At 39.2% G+C, this 15,819-nt stretch carries 19 protein-coding genes and 1 pseudogene; 7 read left to right on the forward strand and 13 right to left on the reverse strand.

The window, feature by feature from the left end:
* Positions 1 to 23: 23 nt before the first annotated feature.
* The 3 genes from AAV98_RS08830 to AAV98_RS08840 form a co-directional block, all read right to left on the reverse strand.
* The gene (locus AAV98_RS08830; RefSeq protein ID WP_060665197.1) at positions 24 to 806 is read right to left on the reverse strand and encodes a DUF2268 domain-containing protein; all 783 of its coding nucleotides are present in this window, start codon (positions 804 to 806) and stop codon (positions 24 to 26) included.
* Positions 807 to 928: 122 nt separating this feature from the next.
* Positions 929 to 2,167 (reverse strand): beta-ketoacyl-ACP synthase II, encoded by a 1,239-nt coding sequence (gene fabF / locus AAV98_RS08835; protein ID WP_060665211.1) that lies wholly within the window; start codon positions 2,165 to 2,167, stop codon positions 929 to 931.
* Positions 2,168 to 2,228: 61 nt separating this feature from the next.
* Entirely contained in the window at positions 2,229 to 3,161 is a 933-nt protein-coding gene (locus AAV98_RS08840) for a beta-ketoacyl-ACP synthase III (RefSeq protein ID WP_060665198.1), read from the reverse strand.
* 321 nt (positions 3,162 to 3,482) lie between these two features.
* Here AAV98_RS08840 and AAV98_RS08845 point away from each other — a divergent pair, with 321 nt between their 5' ends.
* Positions 3,483 to 3,740, forward strand: coding sequence for a hypothetical protein (locus tag AAV98_RS08845; protein WP_060665199.1), 258 nt, complete (start codon positions 3,483 to 3,485; stop codon positions 3,738 to 3,740).
* A 46-nt stretch (positions 3,741 to 3,786) separates the two neighbouring features.
* On the opposite strand, the gene AAV98_RS08850 is transcribed toward AAV98_RS08845, so the two are convergent.
* The 5 genes from AAV98_RS08850 to AAV98_RS20250 all read right to left on the reverse strand — a co-directional run bounded on the left by AAV98_RS08850 (position 3,787) and on the right by AAV98_RS20250 (position 6,978).
* Entirely contained in the window at positions 3,787 to 3,975 is a 189-nt protein-coding gene (locus AAV98_RS08850) for a ComZ family protein (RefSeq protein WP_060665200.1), read from the reverse strand.
* A 15-nt stretch (positions 3,976 to 3,990) separates the two neighbouring features.
* Entirely contained in the window at positions 3,991 to 4,944 is a 954-nt protein-coding gene (locus AAV98_RS08855) for a BMP family ABC transporter substrate-binding protein (protein ID WP_060665201.1), read from the reverse strand.
* 141 nt (positions 4,945 to 5,085) lie between these two features.
* The gene (locus tag AAV98_RS08860; RefSeq protein ID WP_060665202.1) at positions 5,086 to 5,865 is read right to left on the reverse strand and encodes a hypothetical protein; all 780 of its coding nucleotides are present in this window, start codon (positions 5,863 to 5,865) and stop codon (positions 5,086 to 5,088) included.
* 91 nt (positions 5,866 to 5,956) lie between these two features.
* Entirely contained in the window at positions 5,957 to 6,697 is a 741-nt protein-coding gene (locus AAV98_RS08865) for a hypothetical protein (protein ID WP_060665203.1), read from the reverse strand.
* A gap of 143 nt (positions 6,698 to 6,840) precedes the next feature.
* The gene (locus tag AAV98_RS20250; protein WP_156317701.1) at positions 6,841 to 6,978 is read right to left on the reverse strand and encodes a hypothetical protein; all 138 of its coding nucleotides are present in this window, start codon (positions 6,976 to 6,978) and stop codon (positions 6,841 to 6,843) included.
* A 114-nt stretch (positions 6,979 to 7,092) separates the two neighbouring features.
* Between AAV98_RS20250 and AAV98_RS08870 the strand changes: the two genes are divergently transcribed.
* Positions 7,093 to 7,275, forward strand: coding sequence for a YjzD family protein (locus AAV98_RS08870; protein ID WP_060665204.1), 183 nt, complete (start codon positions 7,093 to 7,095; stop codon positions 7,273 to 7,275).
* A 283-nt stretch (positions 7,276 to 7,558) separates the two neighbouring features.
* Here AAV98_RS08870 and clpB read toward each other — a convergent pair.
* The 4 genes and pseudogenes from clpB to AAV98_RS08890 all read right to left on the reverse strand — a co-directional run bounded on the left by clpB (position 7,559) and on the right by AAV98_RS08890 (position 11,788).
* A pseudogene (gene clpB, locus AAV98_RS08875) lies at positions 7,559 to 10,130 on the reverse strand (ATP-dependent chaperone ClpB).
* A gap of 232 nt (positions 10,131 to 10,362) precedes the next feature.
* Positions 10,363 to 10,542, reverse strand: a complete 180-nt coding sequence (locus AAV98_RS08880; protein ID WP_010192036.1) for a YjzC family protein — start codon at positions 10,540 to 10,542, stop codon at positions 10,363 to 10,365.
* 144 nt (positions 10,543 to 10,686) lie between these two features.
* The gene (locus tag AAV98_RS08885; protein WP_060665205.1) at positions 10,687 to 10,998 is read right to left on the reverse strand and encodes a metal-sulfur cluster assembly factor; all 312 of its coding nucleotides are present in this window, start codon (positions 10,996 to 10,998) and stop codon (positions 10,687 to 10,689) included.
* On the reverse strand, positions 10,976 to 11,788 hold the full coding sequence (locus AAV98_RS08890) for an alpha/beta fold hydrolase (RefSeq protein WP_060665206.1): 813 nt from the start codon (positions 11,786 to 11,788) through the stop codon (positions 10,976 to 10,978). The genes AAV98_RS08885 and AAV98_RS08890 overlap by 23 nt, the downstream gene beginning before the upstream one ends.
* A gap of 141 nt (positions 11,789 to 11,929) precedes the next feature.
* Here AAV98_RS08890 and AAV98_RS08895 point away from each other — a divergent pair, with 141 nt between their 5' ends.
* From AAV98_RS08895 to AAV98_RS08900, 3 genes are all read left to right on the forward strand, one after another.
* On the forward strand, positions 11,930 to 12,736 hold the full coding sequence (locus AAV98_RS08895) for a Cof-type HAD-IIB family hydrolase (protein ID WP_060665207.1): 807 nt from the start codon (positions 11,930 to 11,932) through the stop codon (positions 12,734 to 12,736).
* A gap of 91 nt (positions 12,737 to 12,827) precedes the next feature.
* A complete protein-coding gene (locus tag AAV98_RS20575; protein ID WP_010192046.1) occupies positions 12,828 to 12,980 on the forward strand; it encodes a hypothetical protein in 153 nt (50 codons plus the stop codon).
* Positions 12,981 to 12,982: 2 nt separating this feature from the next.
* Positions 12,983 to 13,219: a DUF3813 domain-containing protein gene (locus tag AAV98_RS08900; RefSeq protein WP_060665208.1), complete on the forward strand. Its 237-nt coding sequence runs from the start codon at positions 12,983 to 12,985 to the stop codon at positions 13,217 to 13,219.
* Positions 13,220 to 13,377: 158 nt separating this feature from the next.
* Here the strand turns inward: AAV98_RS08900 and AAV98_RS08905 are convergent, their stop codons facing one another.
* Positions 13,378 to 14,223: a YitT family protein gene (locus AAV98_RS08905; RefSeq protein WP_060665209.1), complete on the reverse strand. Its 846-nt coding sequence runs from the start codon at positions 14,221 to 14,223 to the stop codon at positions 13,378 to 13,380.
* A 215-nt stretch (positions 14,224 to 14,438) separates the two neighbouring features.
* Between AAV98_RS08905 and AAV98_RS08910 the strand changes: the two genes are divergently transcribed.
* Together AAV98_RS08910 and AAV98_RS19940 are read left to right on the forward strand one after the other, a co-directional pair.
* Positions 14,439 to 15,302: a DegV family protein gene (locus AAV98_RS08910; RefSeq protein WP_060665210.1), complete on the forward strand. Its 864-nt coding sequence runs from the start codon at positions 14,439 to 14,441 to the stop codon at positions 15,300 to 15,302.
* A gap of 64 nt (positions 15,303 to 15,366) precedes the next feature.
* Positions 15,367 to 15,498 (forward strand): DUF3941 domain-containing protein, encoded by a 132-nt coding sequence (locus AAV98_RS19940; protein WP_082380839.1) that lies wholly within the window; start codon positions 15,367 to 15,369, stop codon positions 15,496 to 15,498.
* Positions 15,499 to 15,819: the final 321 nt, after the last annotated feature.

Here is a 15,819-nt window from a genome sequence, read left to right on the forward strand (position 1 = left end):
TTTTTCTCCTATTCCTCAAAGAATTATCCAATTGATAGCTTTGTTATCTCATTAAGGCTCATTGCCATCAGAGCACGGTAGTCAATTTTCTCCTCCTTCAATATCTTCTGAATGAGATAATAACCAACACAATAACCAAGCATCTTAGGATAAAACCCTTTGCCATAAAGCAGTTTCATATGGTCTTTATCACTTTTTTTTACATCTTTATTGGGAATGATTATCTTATTTAGAAAATTTTCTAATTCCTTATCCGTATAGTAAGATGTCCAGCTAGAGGTATATTCGTTCCCAACTAGGCTCTTTACAGCACTTTCCGCAAGTCCTTCGATCAATACAGAATCTAGAAGGGTATATTGGTCATCTTTTCTATTATTTTTAGAGAGTACACAAATATGATTATACTCGTGAGTCAACAACGCCTTCATCTCATTAATTTCAATATCCTCCGGTAAAAATAAAAACAATTTGTCTTTAAAGGCAACACCGGCTTTTCCTTTGAAATCTCTTTTAATTTGATTGTTGTATTTATCAGACGGAAAAATAAAGATTGGGATGTCTGGTCCGTTCCAAAGTTTCTTTAGACGTTTCCATTCTGCCAATACAATATTCCAACAGTCCAATGTTTTTAATTTTTCCACAGTCCCTTTCCCGTCCCTACTAGGTCGGTACATCCCATGCATAATCAGATAATCGTATAGTTCCGCTGCAGTTACGTCCTCAAAGTACTTAAGCAATTTCTTGGAAATGTTCAATGGCTGGTGATAGTCTTCCTCCAACCATCTATCCGTATGAATAATACTCATGATCTACAGCCCTTTTCTTTGCTTTTTGATGTCATTGTATGATGGGGAGAAGGGATTGGTGAGGTAACAAAAAAAACAGTAGAAAGTTTAAAAAACTCTCTACTGCCTATAACTAAATTTGCTTATTCATATTTCTTAAAAACAATCGTTGCATTGTGTCCACCGAAACCAAGTGAGTTGCTCATCGCAGCTTTAACTTCTCTATGCCTTGCTTCGTTTGGTACATAATCAAGATCACATTCTGGATCAGGTGTTTCTAGATTAATGGTTGGTGGAATAATGGCGTTTTCGATAGCCTTTATAGTAAAAATCGCTTCCACACCACCTGCTGCTCCAAGCAAGTGACCTGTCATAGACTTTGTAGAACTGATTGCTACATCTTTTGCATGTCCACCAAGTACTTCTTTAATAGCAAGTGTTTCAAACTTGTCATTATATTCTGTGCTTGTTCCGTGAGCATTAATATAATCAATATCTTCTGGTTGCAAGCCGGCATCTTCAATTGCCATTCTCATCGCACGGACACCGCCTTCTCCGCCTGGAGCAGGTGCTGTAATATGATGAGCATCTCCAGTCGCGCCATATCCTACAATTTCGGCATAAATACGAGCACCGCGTGCCAAGGCGTGTTCAAGCTCTTCCAACACGACAATACCAGCACCTTCACCCATGACAAAGCCGTCGCGATTTGCATCAAATGGTCGACTTGCCGTCTTAGGATCTGGATTCATGGATAAAGCTTTTGCTGAACTGAAGCCTGCAAAAGACATCTCCGTCAATGGCGCTTCCGTTCCCCCGGAAATCATGACATCGGCATCACCGCGCTGAATAACTTTAAATGCATCTCCAATGGAATTCGTCCCTGTTGCACAAGCAGTTACTGTACAAGAGTTCACACCTTTTGCTCCAAGTGCGATACTGATTTGACCTGTAGCCATATCAGGAATCATCATTGGTACGAAGAACGGGCTTACACGACGAGCACCTTTTTCTAGGAATGTTTTATATTGTTGTTCAAACGTTTCCATTCCCCCAATTCCAGAACCTACCCAAACACCTACTCTAGGAGCTATTTCATCTGTAATGTCTAGATTAGCGTCTTTCACAGCCATAAATGAAGCTGCAATTGCGTATTGAGTGAATCGATCCATTCTTCTCGCTTCTTTTTTATCCATAAAATCTTCTGCATCGAAGTTGGTGATCTCTGCTGCAACTTTTGCAGGGAATTTTTCACTGTCCACTCTTGTTAGAGGGCCGACACCTGAAACTCCATTAATAGCATTTTCCCACGACTCATTTACATTTAAACCTATCGGAGTCACCGCTCCAAGACCAGTTACTACTACTCTTTTTTTAGGCATTTGCATTTGCATCATTTTCTTGCTCCTTCCAACGTTGTATCCAATTAAAATTTATTATTTTTTATCTTCCCCATCTAATGGCGATTGCTCCCCACGTTAATCCTCCACCAAATCCTACCATAACAACTAAATCATCGTCATGTATATTTCCTTTTTCTACTTCCTCTACGATCGAAATTGGAATAGATGCAGCTGAAGTGTTTCCATATTTTTGAACGGTCAAGGACATCTTTTCTAGAGGAAGGCCCAGCCTCTCCCTTGCCGCTTCCATAATTCGAATGTTAGCCTGATGAGGAATAAGAAAATCTACATCCTCTTTTGATAAGCCTGCTTTTTCTAAAACATTCACAGCTGATTCACCCATTTGGCGAACTGCAAATTTAAATACTTCGCGGCCATTCATTACAATGGTTTCATCCTGATATAAATGTTTCGCTCCCGTACCGTCTGCTCCAAGTTCGAAAGATAAGATCCCTCTACCTTCTGAAACCGGACCAATAATTGTAGCACCTGCTCCGTCACCAAAAAGTACTGCTGTGTTGCGGTCTTCCCAATCCACTATCTTGGACAGTTTCTCTACACCTACTACTAGAACATGCTTATATGTTCCTGCTTCTACGAATTGTTTTGCTGTAATAATCCCATACATAAACCCCGCGCATGCTGCACTCATGTCAAAAGCGCATGCCTTTTTGGCACCAAGACGCTCTTGAATCATACAAGCTACACTCGGAAAGGGATTATCAGGCGTTACGGTAGCAACGATGATCATATCTAGCTCTTCTGCCGTTATTCCTGCATCCTTTAATGCTTTTTCTGCTGCATAATATGCCATATGTGATGTATCAATGTCATCTGATGCAATTCTGCGTTCTTCTATGCCTGTTCTTGTTTTTATCCATTCATCTGTTGTGTCTACCATTTGCTCCAATTCTGCATTGGTTACTATTTTTTCAGGTACATATCTTCCGATTCCTAATATCCCTGCATTCACCGATATAACACCTAACTCTCTTATTGGACTTTTAAACATAAAGTTCTTTACATACCACTGTTGCTTTCCACAAAAGACTTCGCTTTTTGCGGGGCGACCTTGAGCCTTCTATGTCTTTTGCTCCATTCAACATCTAGAAAATTTTTAATATCAATTATTATGACTTGGTACTAATTCTAACTCATTATAGCTTTATTGACAACATATAAATGCCCATTTTCATCCTATTAAAAGCTTTTGGACAAATGCCTATCCCAATTAAAGGAGACGGCATACTATAGTTTTAAAGGGAATAAAAGCTGTTTAGGTGAGGTGAAAATCATGAGCGATGAACAAAAGAAGGTGGAAATGGAAAACGATGTAGAAATAGACCCTTTTACAAGAATGATGTTTGGTGGTCCACCTAGAAGACAAAACACACAAAACACCGAAGATAATACCGTTAATACTTCTGATAAAATGGTTGGGGAAAATTATTACGCACTTATTGAGCAGGTTGACTCCATTATGGAATCCGTCAATAAACTGAAGCCGATGATAAAGGAATTCTCGCCAATTTTTAAATACTTCAAGAAATAAAGAGCCAAAAAAGACTATCCAGCACTCTGTCTGGATAGTCTTCTTCTTATTCTATGTCTAACGCATTTTGTTTTCCAAGCTCGTATGCTTCATCCATCACTTTTGTCAGTAAAGACACAAGAGGTTGAATATGTTGGGGCTCTAACTCTAATCCTGTTTCATCAAGCATTTGTTTCGCTTCTGGTAAATATTTCATGGCAATGGCCATATACTGCATTGTTCTATCTTGTTCCATTTTTGTACCTACTTTCTATTTTTCATTCGGCAATAAGCCGGAAGATTTATAATCCTCAATTTGCTGATTAATACTCGCCTGGTATTCCTTACTAACTAGCGGACTGAATGTCCCAAGAGAAATAACATCATCTTTAAAATCAAAGGATAGATTCCCAGATTCTAATGTCCCTGCAAAAAAACGACTTGCCACCAATTCATACAAGGCTGGGACATGCTGAATGGTACTGGTGAGAACGGTATTTTCCCCTAAGTCTGATTGATCTGATATGAACCCTACCGCAAATAGCCCCTGTTCTTTAAGACTATTGATGACAGGTACGTTAAATCCGTCACCCGCTGGATAGACAACATCGACCTTTTGCTCAATTAAATTATCAAGCACTTCCAATGCTTTATCAGGATCATTCCAGTCTTGCGTGTACTTTATCAAAACCCTTGCATCAGGGTTTTCATGTAAAACACCTTCAAAGAATCCATCCACTTCAGGTTGCCATTCAAATGCAGCAATTATTCCAATCGTATTGGTTTCCGTCATATGACCAGCTACCATTCCACCAAAAAATCCCATTGCATTTGCTTCAAAATTTAAGCTAGTGACATTGTCACCTTGGACTTGGGAATTGAAACATACAAAGTGAATTTCTGGATAGTCAGAAGAAATAGCAGTGAATGTTTGTGCATATTCACTGCCATGCCCAAATACCAAGGTAACACCATCTTTATGAAACTCTTTCACTGCTTCTTTAATAGCTATATCAGTATGTATGCCCTCTTTATAATAAACATCTAGGTCATATTCCGATTGTATTCGCAATAGCCCTTTATAGCCTTTTGTTCCCCATACTTGGTCACTTATCGTATCAGGGACCAACAAGCCAACCTTCTGATCTCCACTATCAGGAGTAGTTTGTCCACATGCAGTTAACAAAAGAATGAATAGTATGACTACCATTAATGATTTTTTCATGTAAGTACCACCCCCTAGTGCCTAAAAGGATTGCCCCTCTGTTTCTATTTCTTGCTCTTCCTTTTATATTGTACATGCTTTGTCGATAAAGGAAAAGTTAATAATCTGTTAAATTGTCTGAAATAGAGGGGCGGCTCTTTACTAATCTATCTTTAATTTATTATTCATCTGATCTTTTTGTGCTTGAATACCTTCTTTTATGGAACGGCTTTGTGGCACTTTGTACTTTTCTAGCTTTTTTGTTTGCTCCGTTTCAACAGAAGTTAGGAAGGTTAAATTTAATTCCTTTATCAATTCTTCCATCGCTTCTGAATGATCATTTTGAAAAAGGACCTCTGTCACTTCTTCGTGACGGTTGAGGAAAGTATAAATAGCTTCTGCGACATCTTCTACAAACAAAACATCATTTTCTTTGATTGCTATCGGTTCTGGTTCTTTTTGTTCTATTTCCTCTAATAACCTTTTATGAACCGGTTCCTCTTCTTGTTGCCATGGACCAAACACCATTGGTAAATATATCACGTAACAAGATGGATTGGAGCTGGTTGTTAACTGATCCATTATTTTTTCTCTATATTCATCATTCCATGACATCTTGCGATAAGAAGAGATAAATACTATCTTATTCGCATTTTCTGCTATTTCTGCTAACTCACGATAGAAATCGCATTCTCTATCTTCAACTTTTTCTACTTCGTCTAAAAAATAAAACAAAAGATCTATGCTTTCAGAAAAAGAACATTTGGATTGGTAACGGAAGAAAGCGTTACGTCCAATTTCCATCAGCATATCTTCTGATTTCTCATCCAGTTTCTCTGACCATGACATACCCGTCACTTCTACTTCTTTTTTAATCAAGTATTGACAAAGTGCGAAACCAACTTGTGTGGTGGCTCCAATGACCACTGCATTTTTCATCATTTTTATTTACCACCTATCTTCATTGATATTGTATCCATATGCAACAATACAAAATTATAGTCCCAATTCCATGAGTGCGGAATGGGACTTTTTATAATTCTTGTTCATATTTTTTAAAGAACTGGCATATGGATGGACCGTATGAATAGCGTTTTTCCACCAGGTGATACGTAACTGTGACCGGTGAGTGATTCTTTGACCGTAACTCCTCATATTTTTTGCAATGAAGGTTTGGATCAAACGTAAAATTAGTAGTGGTCTGCCAAATTTTCACTGGTAATGAACATTGTTGAAACTGACAAAGGTCTGGAAGTTCCTGATATTCTTCTAGTTCCTTAACCGGCACATTATATGCTTTAGCAATTTCATTTTTCACTTTTTTATAGAAGAACTTTCGGTCCTTTTCTTGTGCAAGTTGTGCTTTTATGTCCATGCAGGGATTAATGAATGCAACAGAGCGAATCTTTTCTTTTAACTCTTCCATTAACTGCATGGCTGTCAACGCACCCATTCCTTCTGCAATGATATGAATTTTATCATTCAAGATTTCCTGTTTCATAATGATATGATAAAGTTGTTTGGCCAATAGGACAGATTGGCTGCTGCCCCAGTGAGCGCCATAAAGGTTGGAATAAAACAACGTATATCCACATTTCAGAATTTCTTCCACAATTTTATTTCGCCCGATATGCTGTAACCAAAGGCTATTATGATCATCCACGAAATGGTTGGTATCCCCAATGATTAGACAGCCGAAACCATTCGGTTTTTCAGGCACATGAACAGCATTCCATTGACCGCCCATTTGAAAAAAACGTTGATTTAAGCTCATCTGACTCATCTCCTCCCATTTCACAAACTCATATATCGTATGCTATGTAGAAAAGTTCTGTAATGACAGAGTCAAAAGGCCACTTTTCCATATTATTCACCACAAAAATATGTAAAAAAAAAGAAAAAGGAAGGCGTTAAAACCTACTCCCTTCCCACCTCATCATATTGTAACTCTTCTTTCAAACTCTCCAATGTACGTAGACCAAGCTCTGTCAAATTACTCCCCTCTTGCTCTAATAATAATTTCAATTCAAGTAATTTTTCATGACTATTCACCATTTAACAACCCCTTTTTCGACTATGTTAAACATTTTTACATTTATTATATGTCGTGTTTGTGGTAAAATATCCTCTGAATGAGCTTTTGAAATAATGAATGGAGGGGGAGTCACAATGCGCGCATTTTGGACTATTTTCTGGTCACTTCTTCTTATAAACATGGTTTCTTATGTTGTTGCTAACATGCAGGGTGATACATATAACTACGTATTAGCTTCAATTATTGCAATCGTTTTCTCTGTATTAGTTATGTTGATCGGGGAAGCGTTACCAAACGAACCAGCAGAAAAGCATTAATTTTTGTAAAAAAAGAACTTGCTCCCAGAGACAAGTTCTTTTTTTTGTTGGGTAAAAGACCGCAGTTTATCTCCGCAAACGGCTTCGCTTTCCTAGGGGCACTGCTGGAGCCTCCTCGGCTACGCCTGCGGGGTCTCCACCTAGCGCTTGCTCCCTCAGGACAAGGAAGGCTACTGCAGCGATTCATCGCATGAAGAAAATGCGTAGCATTTTCGAGGAGTCTTCGCCTTTTGCTCCAATAAACTGCTAGAAAACCTCATAGTACTAAATTTATCTAATACTATTATTTGTCACAGATAATGAATTTTCCTTCTTCTACATCAATAATAATTTTTTGAAAATCTTGGATGCTTCCTTTAATTATTTCCTTTGCAATAAGGGTTTCAATGTGTTTTTGGATAAACCTTTTTAGCGGTCGTGCACCAAAAACAGGATCATAGGCACTGTCGGCAATAAAGCGTTTCGCCTCATCTGAAATAGTTAATATCAAATGTTTATCCTCTAGTCGCTTTTGTAAATCCTTTATTAACTTTTCTACAATTAATCCAATTTGATTCTTGGACAATGGAGAAAAGATGACGGTATCGTCTATTCGATTTATCAATTCCGGTCTGAAGTGGCTTTGTAATTGCTGAATAACTTTTCGCTTCGTATCCTCTGTTAACTCCTCCCCTCCCTGTTCCAGCAATATAGGAGAGCCGATATTGGAGGTCATGATAATAACCGTATTTTTAAAATCGACAGTTTTACCTTGTGCATCTGTAATTCTTCCATCATCAAGCATTTGCAATAAGATATTAAAAACTTCAGGGTGAGCTTTCTCTACTTCATCCAAAAGTATGACAGAATATGGTTTTCTTCTGACTGCTTCGGTTAATTGTCCTCCTTCTTCATAGCCAACATATCCTGGAGGTGCACCGATTAATCTTGATACAGCATGTTTTTCCATATACTCTGACATATCAATGCGAATAATCTGTTCCTCACTATCAAAAAGGGATTGAGCAAGCGCTCTAGCAAGCTCCGTCTTCCCAACCCCAGTAGGGCCAAGAAAAATGAAAGAGCCGATTGGACGATTTGGATCCTTGATTCCTGCTCTTGCACGAATCACAGCCTCCGACACAAGTTGAACGGCTTCTTCCTGACCAATAACTCGTTCATGTAGAATTTCCTCTAATTTTAAGAGCTTCTCTCTTTCCCCTTCCACAAGCTTCGTAACGGGGATGCCTGTCCATTTTGCCACAATGCCAGCTATCTCTTCTTCCGTTACTTCTTCTCTTAACAGTTGGTTGGATTCTTTCTTCTGTTTAGCTTTCTCTTCAAGTTGCATTAGTTCTTTTTCTAAACTAGGGATCTTCCCGTGTCTAAGTTCTGCCGCCTTATTCAAATCATAATTATTTTCCGCCGTTTGCAGATCACGTTTTAATTTTTCCAATTCTTCCCGTTTATCTCTTACTAATTGGATATCATCCTTTTCCAGTTGCCATTGCGCTTTCATAGCAAAAGCACGCTCTTTTAAGTTGGCTAGTTCTTGTTGAAGTGGAGTGAGCCTCTCCACGCTTGCCTGATCCTTTTCTTTCTTTAGTGCCGCTTCTTCAATTTCTAGTTGCATCACCCTTCTTGTCACTTCATCAAGTTCAGAAGGCATCGAATCTATTTCTGTCCGGATCATGGCACATGCTTCATCCACCAGGTCAATGGCCTTGTCTGGTAAAAAGCGTTCTGATATATATCGATTGGATAGAACCGCGGCAGAAACAATAGCCCGGTCGTGTATGTTGACACCATGATGTATTTCAAAACGATCTTTGAGTCCACGTAAGATGGATATAGTGTCTTCAACTGTTGGTTCTTGCACAAGCACTTGTTGAAAGCGACGTTCTAACGCCGGATCTTTTTCAATGTATTGTCTATGTTCATTTAGAGTGGTGGCACCCGAGCATCGGTTTGAGCATATTTCCGGCATCCATAGAACCTTCCGTTTTACCGGCTCCGACTATCGTGTGCAGTTCATCAATGAAAAGCAAAATCTGTCCGTCGCTCTTTTTTATTTCCTGAAGGACAGCTTTCAATCTCTCCTCAAATTCCCCTCTGTATTTTGCACCTGCAACGAGTGCACTAAGATCTAAGGAGAAGATGGTTTTATCCTTCAGGCCATCTGGGACATCCTTTCTTACGATACGCTGCGCAAGACCTTCAACTATTGCGGTTTTTCCTACCCCGGGTTCTCCGATAAGTACCGGGTTATTTTTTGTTTTTCTAGAAAGGATTCTAATAACTCTACGTATTTCCTGATCACGGCCTATTACAGGGTCTAGCTTTCCGCTTTTTACCTCTTCGATTAAATCTCTTCCGTATTTTCTCAACGCTTCGTATGTAGATTCTGGCTCTTTTGATGTCACTCTTTGGTTCCCCCTTATTTCTTGGATGGCCTGTTTTAGACGAGTTTCGGTAATTTCATGGCTGTTACTCAATTTTTTCAACTGATGTGTAGTGGAATTTTTATGGAATAGAGCAAGAAGAATATGTTCAATGGAGAGATAATCATCTTCCAATTCTGTTTTCCATTCATCGGCTTTTTTGAATGTTTGGTTCAGTTGGTTGCTTATGTATGCGTCGCTTACTGCACCGATTACTTCAGGTTTTGTTTTAAGCAGGTTATTAATAGCTGTTTGGAGCGATTGAGTGTCTACTTTCAGCTTTTGCAGGACTCTTTCTGCAAGCCCCTCATACTGTTGAAGCAATGCAAGAAGAAGGTGCTCATGTTCAATTTGCTGATGTTTCATCTTTTCTGCAAGACTCTTGGCCATCACAATGGCCTCCTGGAGCTTGGTGGTCATTTGATTGATGTTCATATTTGAGGACACCCCTTATAATCAGAGTTTTTTTGAAAAAGTTAGAATAAAGACGAAAATAGTTAGAATAGTCTCTTAAAAAGTTGCAATCCCGACAAAAATAGTTACAATAACCTCTAAAAAAGTTAGAATCCAGCTTTAATTACGTATTTTCCTCGTAAAAGTTTCCATTTGGTGAAAAGAATATATCCAAAAAAGCCACCCTCTCAATAAAAAGAGGATGACTTAATAGTTACGGACGGCGCTTTTTCGCCCATAGGCGATTATGATTGGAAGTTTCGGGAAAAGTGTCCCCGGCTTTTAAATTTACCTTTTGAGGATTTTTAACTCCGCTTCCGGTCTCCCCAATTTCAAGATAAATCCCGTTATTCGGCGCTTTTTGACCCGGTCTGAATTGTTGATTCTGTCCCATACGATTACCTCCTATAGTCAGATCATGAAAATTCTAAGACTGTCCTAAAAATGAGATGAAACTATCTCCCTTTTATCGTACCCAAGTTGTCCTATTTCATGACTCCCACCACAGAAGGGTTTGTCATCCATTTCTAAGCAATCCTCAGTCTGTAACGTTCAATGCTATCTTGGCGAGACGAGACATGCGATCTTTGCTCCAAGGCGGATTGAATGTAATATTTACATCCACCTCATTGATTTCCTCGACTGGTGACAGCTTCTTTTTCACATCTTCCACGATCTCCCCCGCGAGCGGGCAGCCGATCGATGTCAATGTCATCGTTATCTCCACATTGTTGGATGCATCTATTTCCACATCATATACTAGTCCAAGGTTAACAATGTCTACACCTAGTTCTGGGTCTTCTACTTCCTCCAAAATTTCCATTACTTTATCTTTTAATGCTTCCTGCATGATATCGCTCCTTTATATTTTGAGTTAGATGCTCAGCAAACCAATCCACTGTTGCCAACACACCTTCTCTGGTCACTTTATGATCTGCATTTTTATCCACAATGACCTTCATGTTATTTGGCTTATTTTTATAATAACCTTTATTGTTATTTACAAACGTTAAGAGAGGATCAATCGGAACCTCTAGGTCTCGTTTTCCATGCCAACATAACAAAGGCCGCGCGTTAAGGGATGATGGATCGGTTGAGAGGTCATATGGTTTTAATTTAGCATAATAGGACTCCAATTGCTCTTCAGTAAATGGTAAAGCAAAACCTGCTTCAAGGAATTTGTCCACTTTGTAGCGTGCAAAATCTTGATAACTAGGACAGCCCATTAAACTGACAGCTGTTTTGATCCAAGAATATTTTTTTAATGCACCAAATGTTATAATTCCACCCATTGAAGTGCCGGCAACCCCAATTTCATCTTCATGGGATAATCCTGATTCTGTTAGATGTTTTTTAAGGATATCTATTTCATGAACAGTCTGAATGACAATTTCCCAAAAAGCTTGCATCATTTCTAGACTCTTCAATCCGCTGTCTCTGTCTCCATGGTGAATGCAATCAGGAAGTATTACCCGAAATCCTTTTTCTGCTAAAAGGTAGGCATAATGTAAGTTATTTTCCTTTACACTTTGAAACCCATGTACAAAGATAACAGTAGGCTTCAAACTTGAAAAGGAATCTGCTTCACATACATGAAGAAATGAAACAGCACCTGTCTTTTGTTTGACGACATTGATCATCTTACGTCCCCCTGTTCATATTTACCTCAATTTTCCTATTTCATCGACTCTTGTCTAGTTTAACATGTAGACAATCAAATTTGAAAAAGGTTACACTTGAATCAGGAATATTTTTTATGTACAAAAAAGGAGTTTGATACGGTGGAAAAACATCTAATCGCAGTTGACCTAGACGGAACTTTATTGACAGATGACAAAAAAATTTCCAAACGAAATAAAATCGCCTTGCAAAAAGCGATGGAGCAAGGACATGAAGTAGTAATCGCAACGGGACGTCCGTACAGAGCAAGCATCATGTATTATGAAGAAATGAATCTTACCACTCCCATCGTGAACTTCAACGGGGCATTTGTGCATTTTCCTGGCAACGATGAATGGGGAGTTTATCATGAGCCACTTTCCATTGATACAGTAAAAGAAATAGTCGAAGTAAGCGAGAAATATAACATACATAATATACTGGCAGAAGTAATGGATGATGTTTATTTTCACTTTCATGATGAAAAGTTGTTAGACATTTTCGGATTTGGAAATCCCAAAATAGAGACAGGTGACCTGAGAAAAGTACTTAAAAAGGACCCTACATGTATACTCATTCATGCAAGTGAAGATGAAGTGCCGAAAATTAGAAAATATTTATCGGAAGTTCATGCAGAGGTCATTGATCACAGAAGATGGGCTGCACCTTGGCACGTCATAGAACTTGTCCGGACTGGGATGAACAAAGCTGTGGGTTTACAAAGAGTTGCGGCTCATTACAATATACCGAAAGAAAACATCATTGCATTTGGGGACGAAGACAACGATTATGAAATGATTCAGTATGCAGGTACTGGTGTTGCTATGGGTAATGCAATTGAAGGGCTGAAAGCAAAAGCTAACGAAGTCACCTTAAGTAATGAAGAAGATGGGATTGCTGTCTTCCTAGAGAAAAAACTGCGGCTTTAAGACCAATATTTCCCCTTATAGAAAGCAACATTTTTACTTAGACTAGATAGTGGACAAGTGATTGTCCTATTTGAAAAGGGGGGCTTTCATAATGGGTAGAAGCAGCAAATCAAAACGTTTTGTTCAACAGGGTAAAAATTCTGTACAGCTTCATGACCAGCAAATCCCTTATCACCTGACGATGGAACAAGCAGAAGAACGTAAAGCACATCAAGCTGAACGCAATTCTCTTGGAGGAATATAAAAATGGGAAACCAATTATTCCAATCCGCTCGTGAAGCAGTGATGAATGTGGTAAAGGGCAAGCATGATGCTGCATCTGAGCATAACCATAAACATGATTATTCATCTGAAAGCAATTCGAATTCGATGAGTGTTGCCAAAAACGCATTATCCTCCGCTTATGCAAATTCAAACGAAGCCGAAAAAGCACAGCTTCGCGAATTGCAGGAAGAACTTTTCAACAGCCAACAAAATAAGTAACACAAAACAGCGCACAAGCCATATGAGAGCTTGTGCGCTGTTTTTTTGAGTTGTAGCTGTGGTGAGATAGCGCTAGGTGGAGACCCCGCAGGCGTAGCCGAGGAGGCTCAAGCACCGCCCTTAGGAATGTGAAGCCATTTGCGGAAATTTAACGGTACTTAATCTTTCCGGAAGAATCCAAAGATACCAGCGGTCTGCACGATATTAGTAAAAGCATTCGGATCCGCTTCCTTCAGAATCTGCTCCAAATCATACATCTCATAACGAGTGATAACGATCATCAGCATTTCCTTATCTTCTCCGGTAAATGCTCCGCGTGCAGGAACAGATGTTATTCCTCGCACCATTTTCGCATGAATGGCTTCTTTTACCGCCTGCCCCTTCTTCGTCACAATCATGGCAGTCAACTTCTCATGTCTTGTGTGTATGGCGTCAATAACACGAGTAGAAGCATAAAGTGTCACAAGCGTGTATAGGGCTTTTTCCCACCCAAATACAAGCCCGGCCGTAACAATAATTACTGCATTCAGCGCAAAAAAGTACGTCCCGACAGGCTTGTCCTTCATTCTCGATAAAATCATGGCGATGATATCAAGACCACCTGTGGAAGCCCCCCACTTAAGTGTTAAACCGACACCTACTGCGGCAATGACACCGCCAAAAACAGCATTAAGCAAAATGTCATCATTAAAGCTGTAAATCGGTACAACCTCTAGGAAAAATGACATAAGGAAAACACTAAGAAAACTATAAATAGTAAAAGAGCGTCCTACCTTCTTCCACGCTAAAATCGTAACCGGTATATTAAGGAGCAATAACGTAATACCTGTCGAAATGGTGAAAGGAAGAAAGTCTTCTGAGATACGGAATATCAACTGTGATACACCAGTAAACCCGCTTGCATAAACATCCGCGGGTATCAAGAAGAAGTTCATTGCAATTGCATTAAGAAAAGCTCCTATTAGTACAATTAGCACTTTTTTTACATGTTGCTGGACATTCATATGGCCAAAAACCTCCTAACAGCCTGCTGCCTTATTTTATGTATTTTGCCTCTTTTTACCCTTCCGAAACGAAAAACTCCATTTTCTTTTCTTGAAGAGTCATTCATTAATGGGTAAACTTGAAAAAAGGAGTATTATTCCTCTTAAGGAAATAACGTATATTATCCTCATACAGCTTAACCCATGCTTGTAAGTATAGTAAAGAAGGTGACCTTATGACAATAAGAATTATTGCAGATAGTGCAAGTGACTTACCAAAAGAATTTTTTTCTAGTGAAATGATAGACCTTATTCCGCTAAAAGTACTGTTTGGAGAAACTGAATATGAGGACATGGTCACTATTGATTCTTCCCAAGTGTATGATGCCATGCGCAGTGGTGAAGTAGTGAAAACCTCACAAGCATCCCCCGTCTTTATGAAAGATTTATTTACTAGTGTAGCAAAGAATGGTGAAACAGCTATTTATGTAGCATTCTCTTCAGAATTATCAGGTACATATCAAACAGCAGTACTTATGCAAAACGAAGTATTGGAAGAATACCCTAATCTTGATCTGACCATCATTGATTCGAAATGCGCTTCACTTGGATATGGACTAGTAGTAAAGCGTGCTGTTGAAATTGCGAGTAATGGTGCATCCAAAGAAGAATTGTTGTCTTCCATAAATCATGATATTAGTCATATGGAACATGTTTTCACTGTGGATAATTTGGATTATTTAGCTCGTGGCGGCCGCGTAAGTAAAGCATCCGCATTTGTTGGAGGCCTGCTAAATATTAAGCCTTTGCTTCACATGGAAGACGGAAAATTGATACCATTGGAAAAGATCCGTGGCCGTAAGAAAGTTTTGCGCCGGATGGTGGAAGTAATGAGGGAACGAAACGGTTTTGACACGTCTGGTCAACGAATCGGTATTAGCCACGGAGATGATCTTGCTACTGCAGAAGCGTTAAAAGAGATGATTAAAGAATCTTGTGCTTGTGATGACTTTACGATTACTTCAATCGGGTCAGCAGTAGGCGCTCATGCGGGTCCTGGAACCATCGCCTTATTCTTCCTCAATGGGAAAAAAGCGTAACACATAACTTCATGCAGGCAGGACAACCTATTCCTATCTTTTTGAGAAAGGGGTAGGTTTTTCTATGCCACATACAAGCGATAACGATAAAAAAGCGAAAGACAATAACGCCAAGCTCCACGAAAAGAATATGCAACGTGAGAAGAATGCACAAAAAGGTGAACGTCAATATTCTAAGAAAACAGATCATTTGTAGGATATATTAGAGAGTCGCTTCTTTTATTGGGGGCGGCTTTTTTTGTGTGTTGTGGAGGTTCTGTTAGACAATTAGAGTGGTACAGTGGGTTATTTGGGTGTATAGATCTAGCTATGAGACCGTTTGCTAATTTCAACTATTGGTTCGGGTTTTGAGAACGCCCCTCTTTTACCGTTTTTCATCTTTAACGATCTTTTTGGGCTTTGAGACGGCCTCTCTCTTACCGTTTTCCATATTCAACTATCGGTTCCGGCTTTGAGAACGCGCCTCTCCTACCGTTTTTCATCTTTAACGCTCATTTCGGGCTTTGAGAACACCTCT

This window comes from Bacillus sp. CHD6a, assembly GCF_001293645.1.
In the GTDB taxonomy this organism is placed as follows: domain Bacteria; phylum Bacillota; class Bacilli; order Bacillales; family Bacillaceae_I; genus Sutcliffiella_A.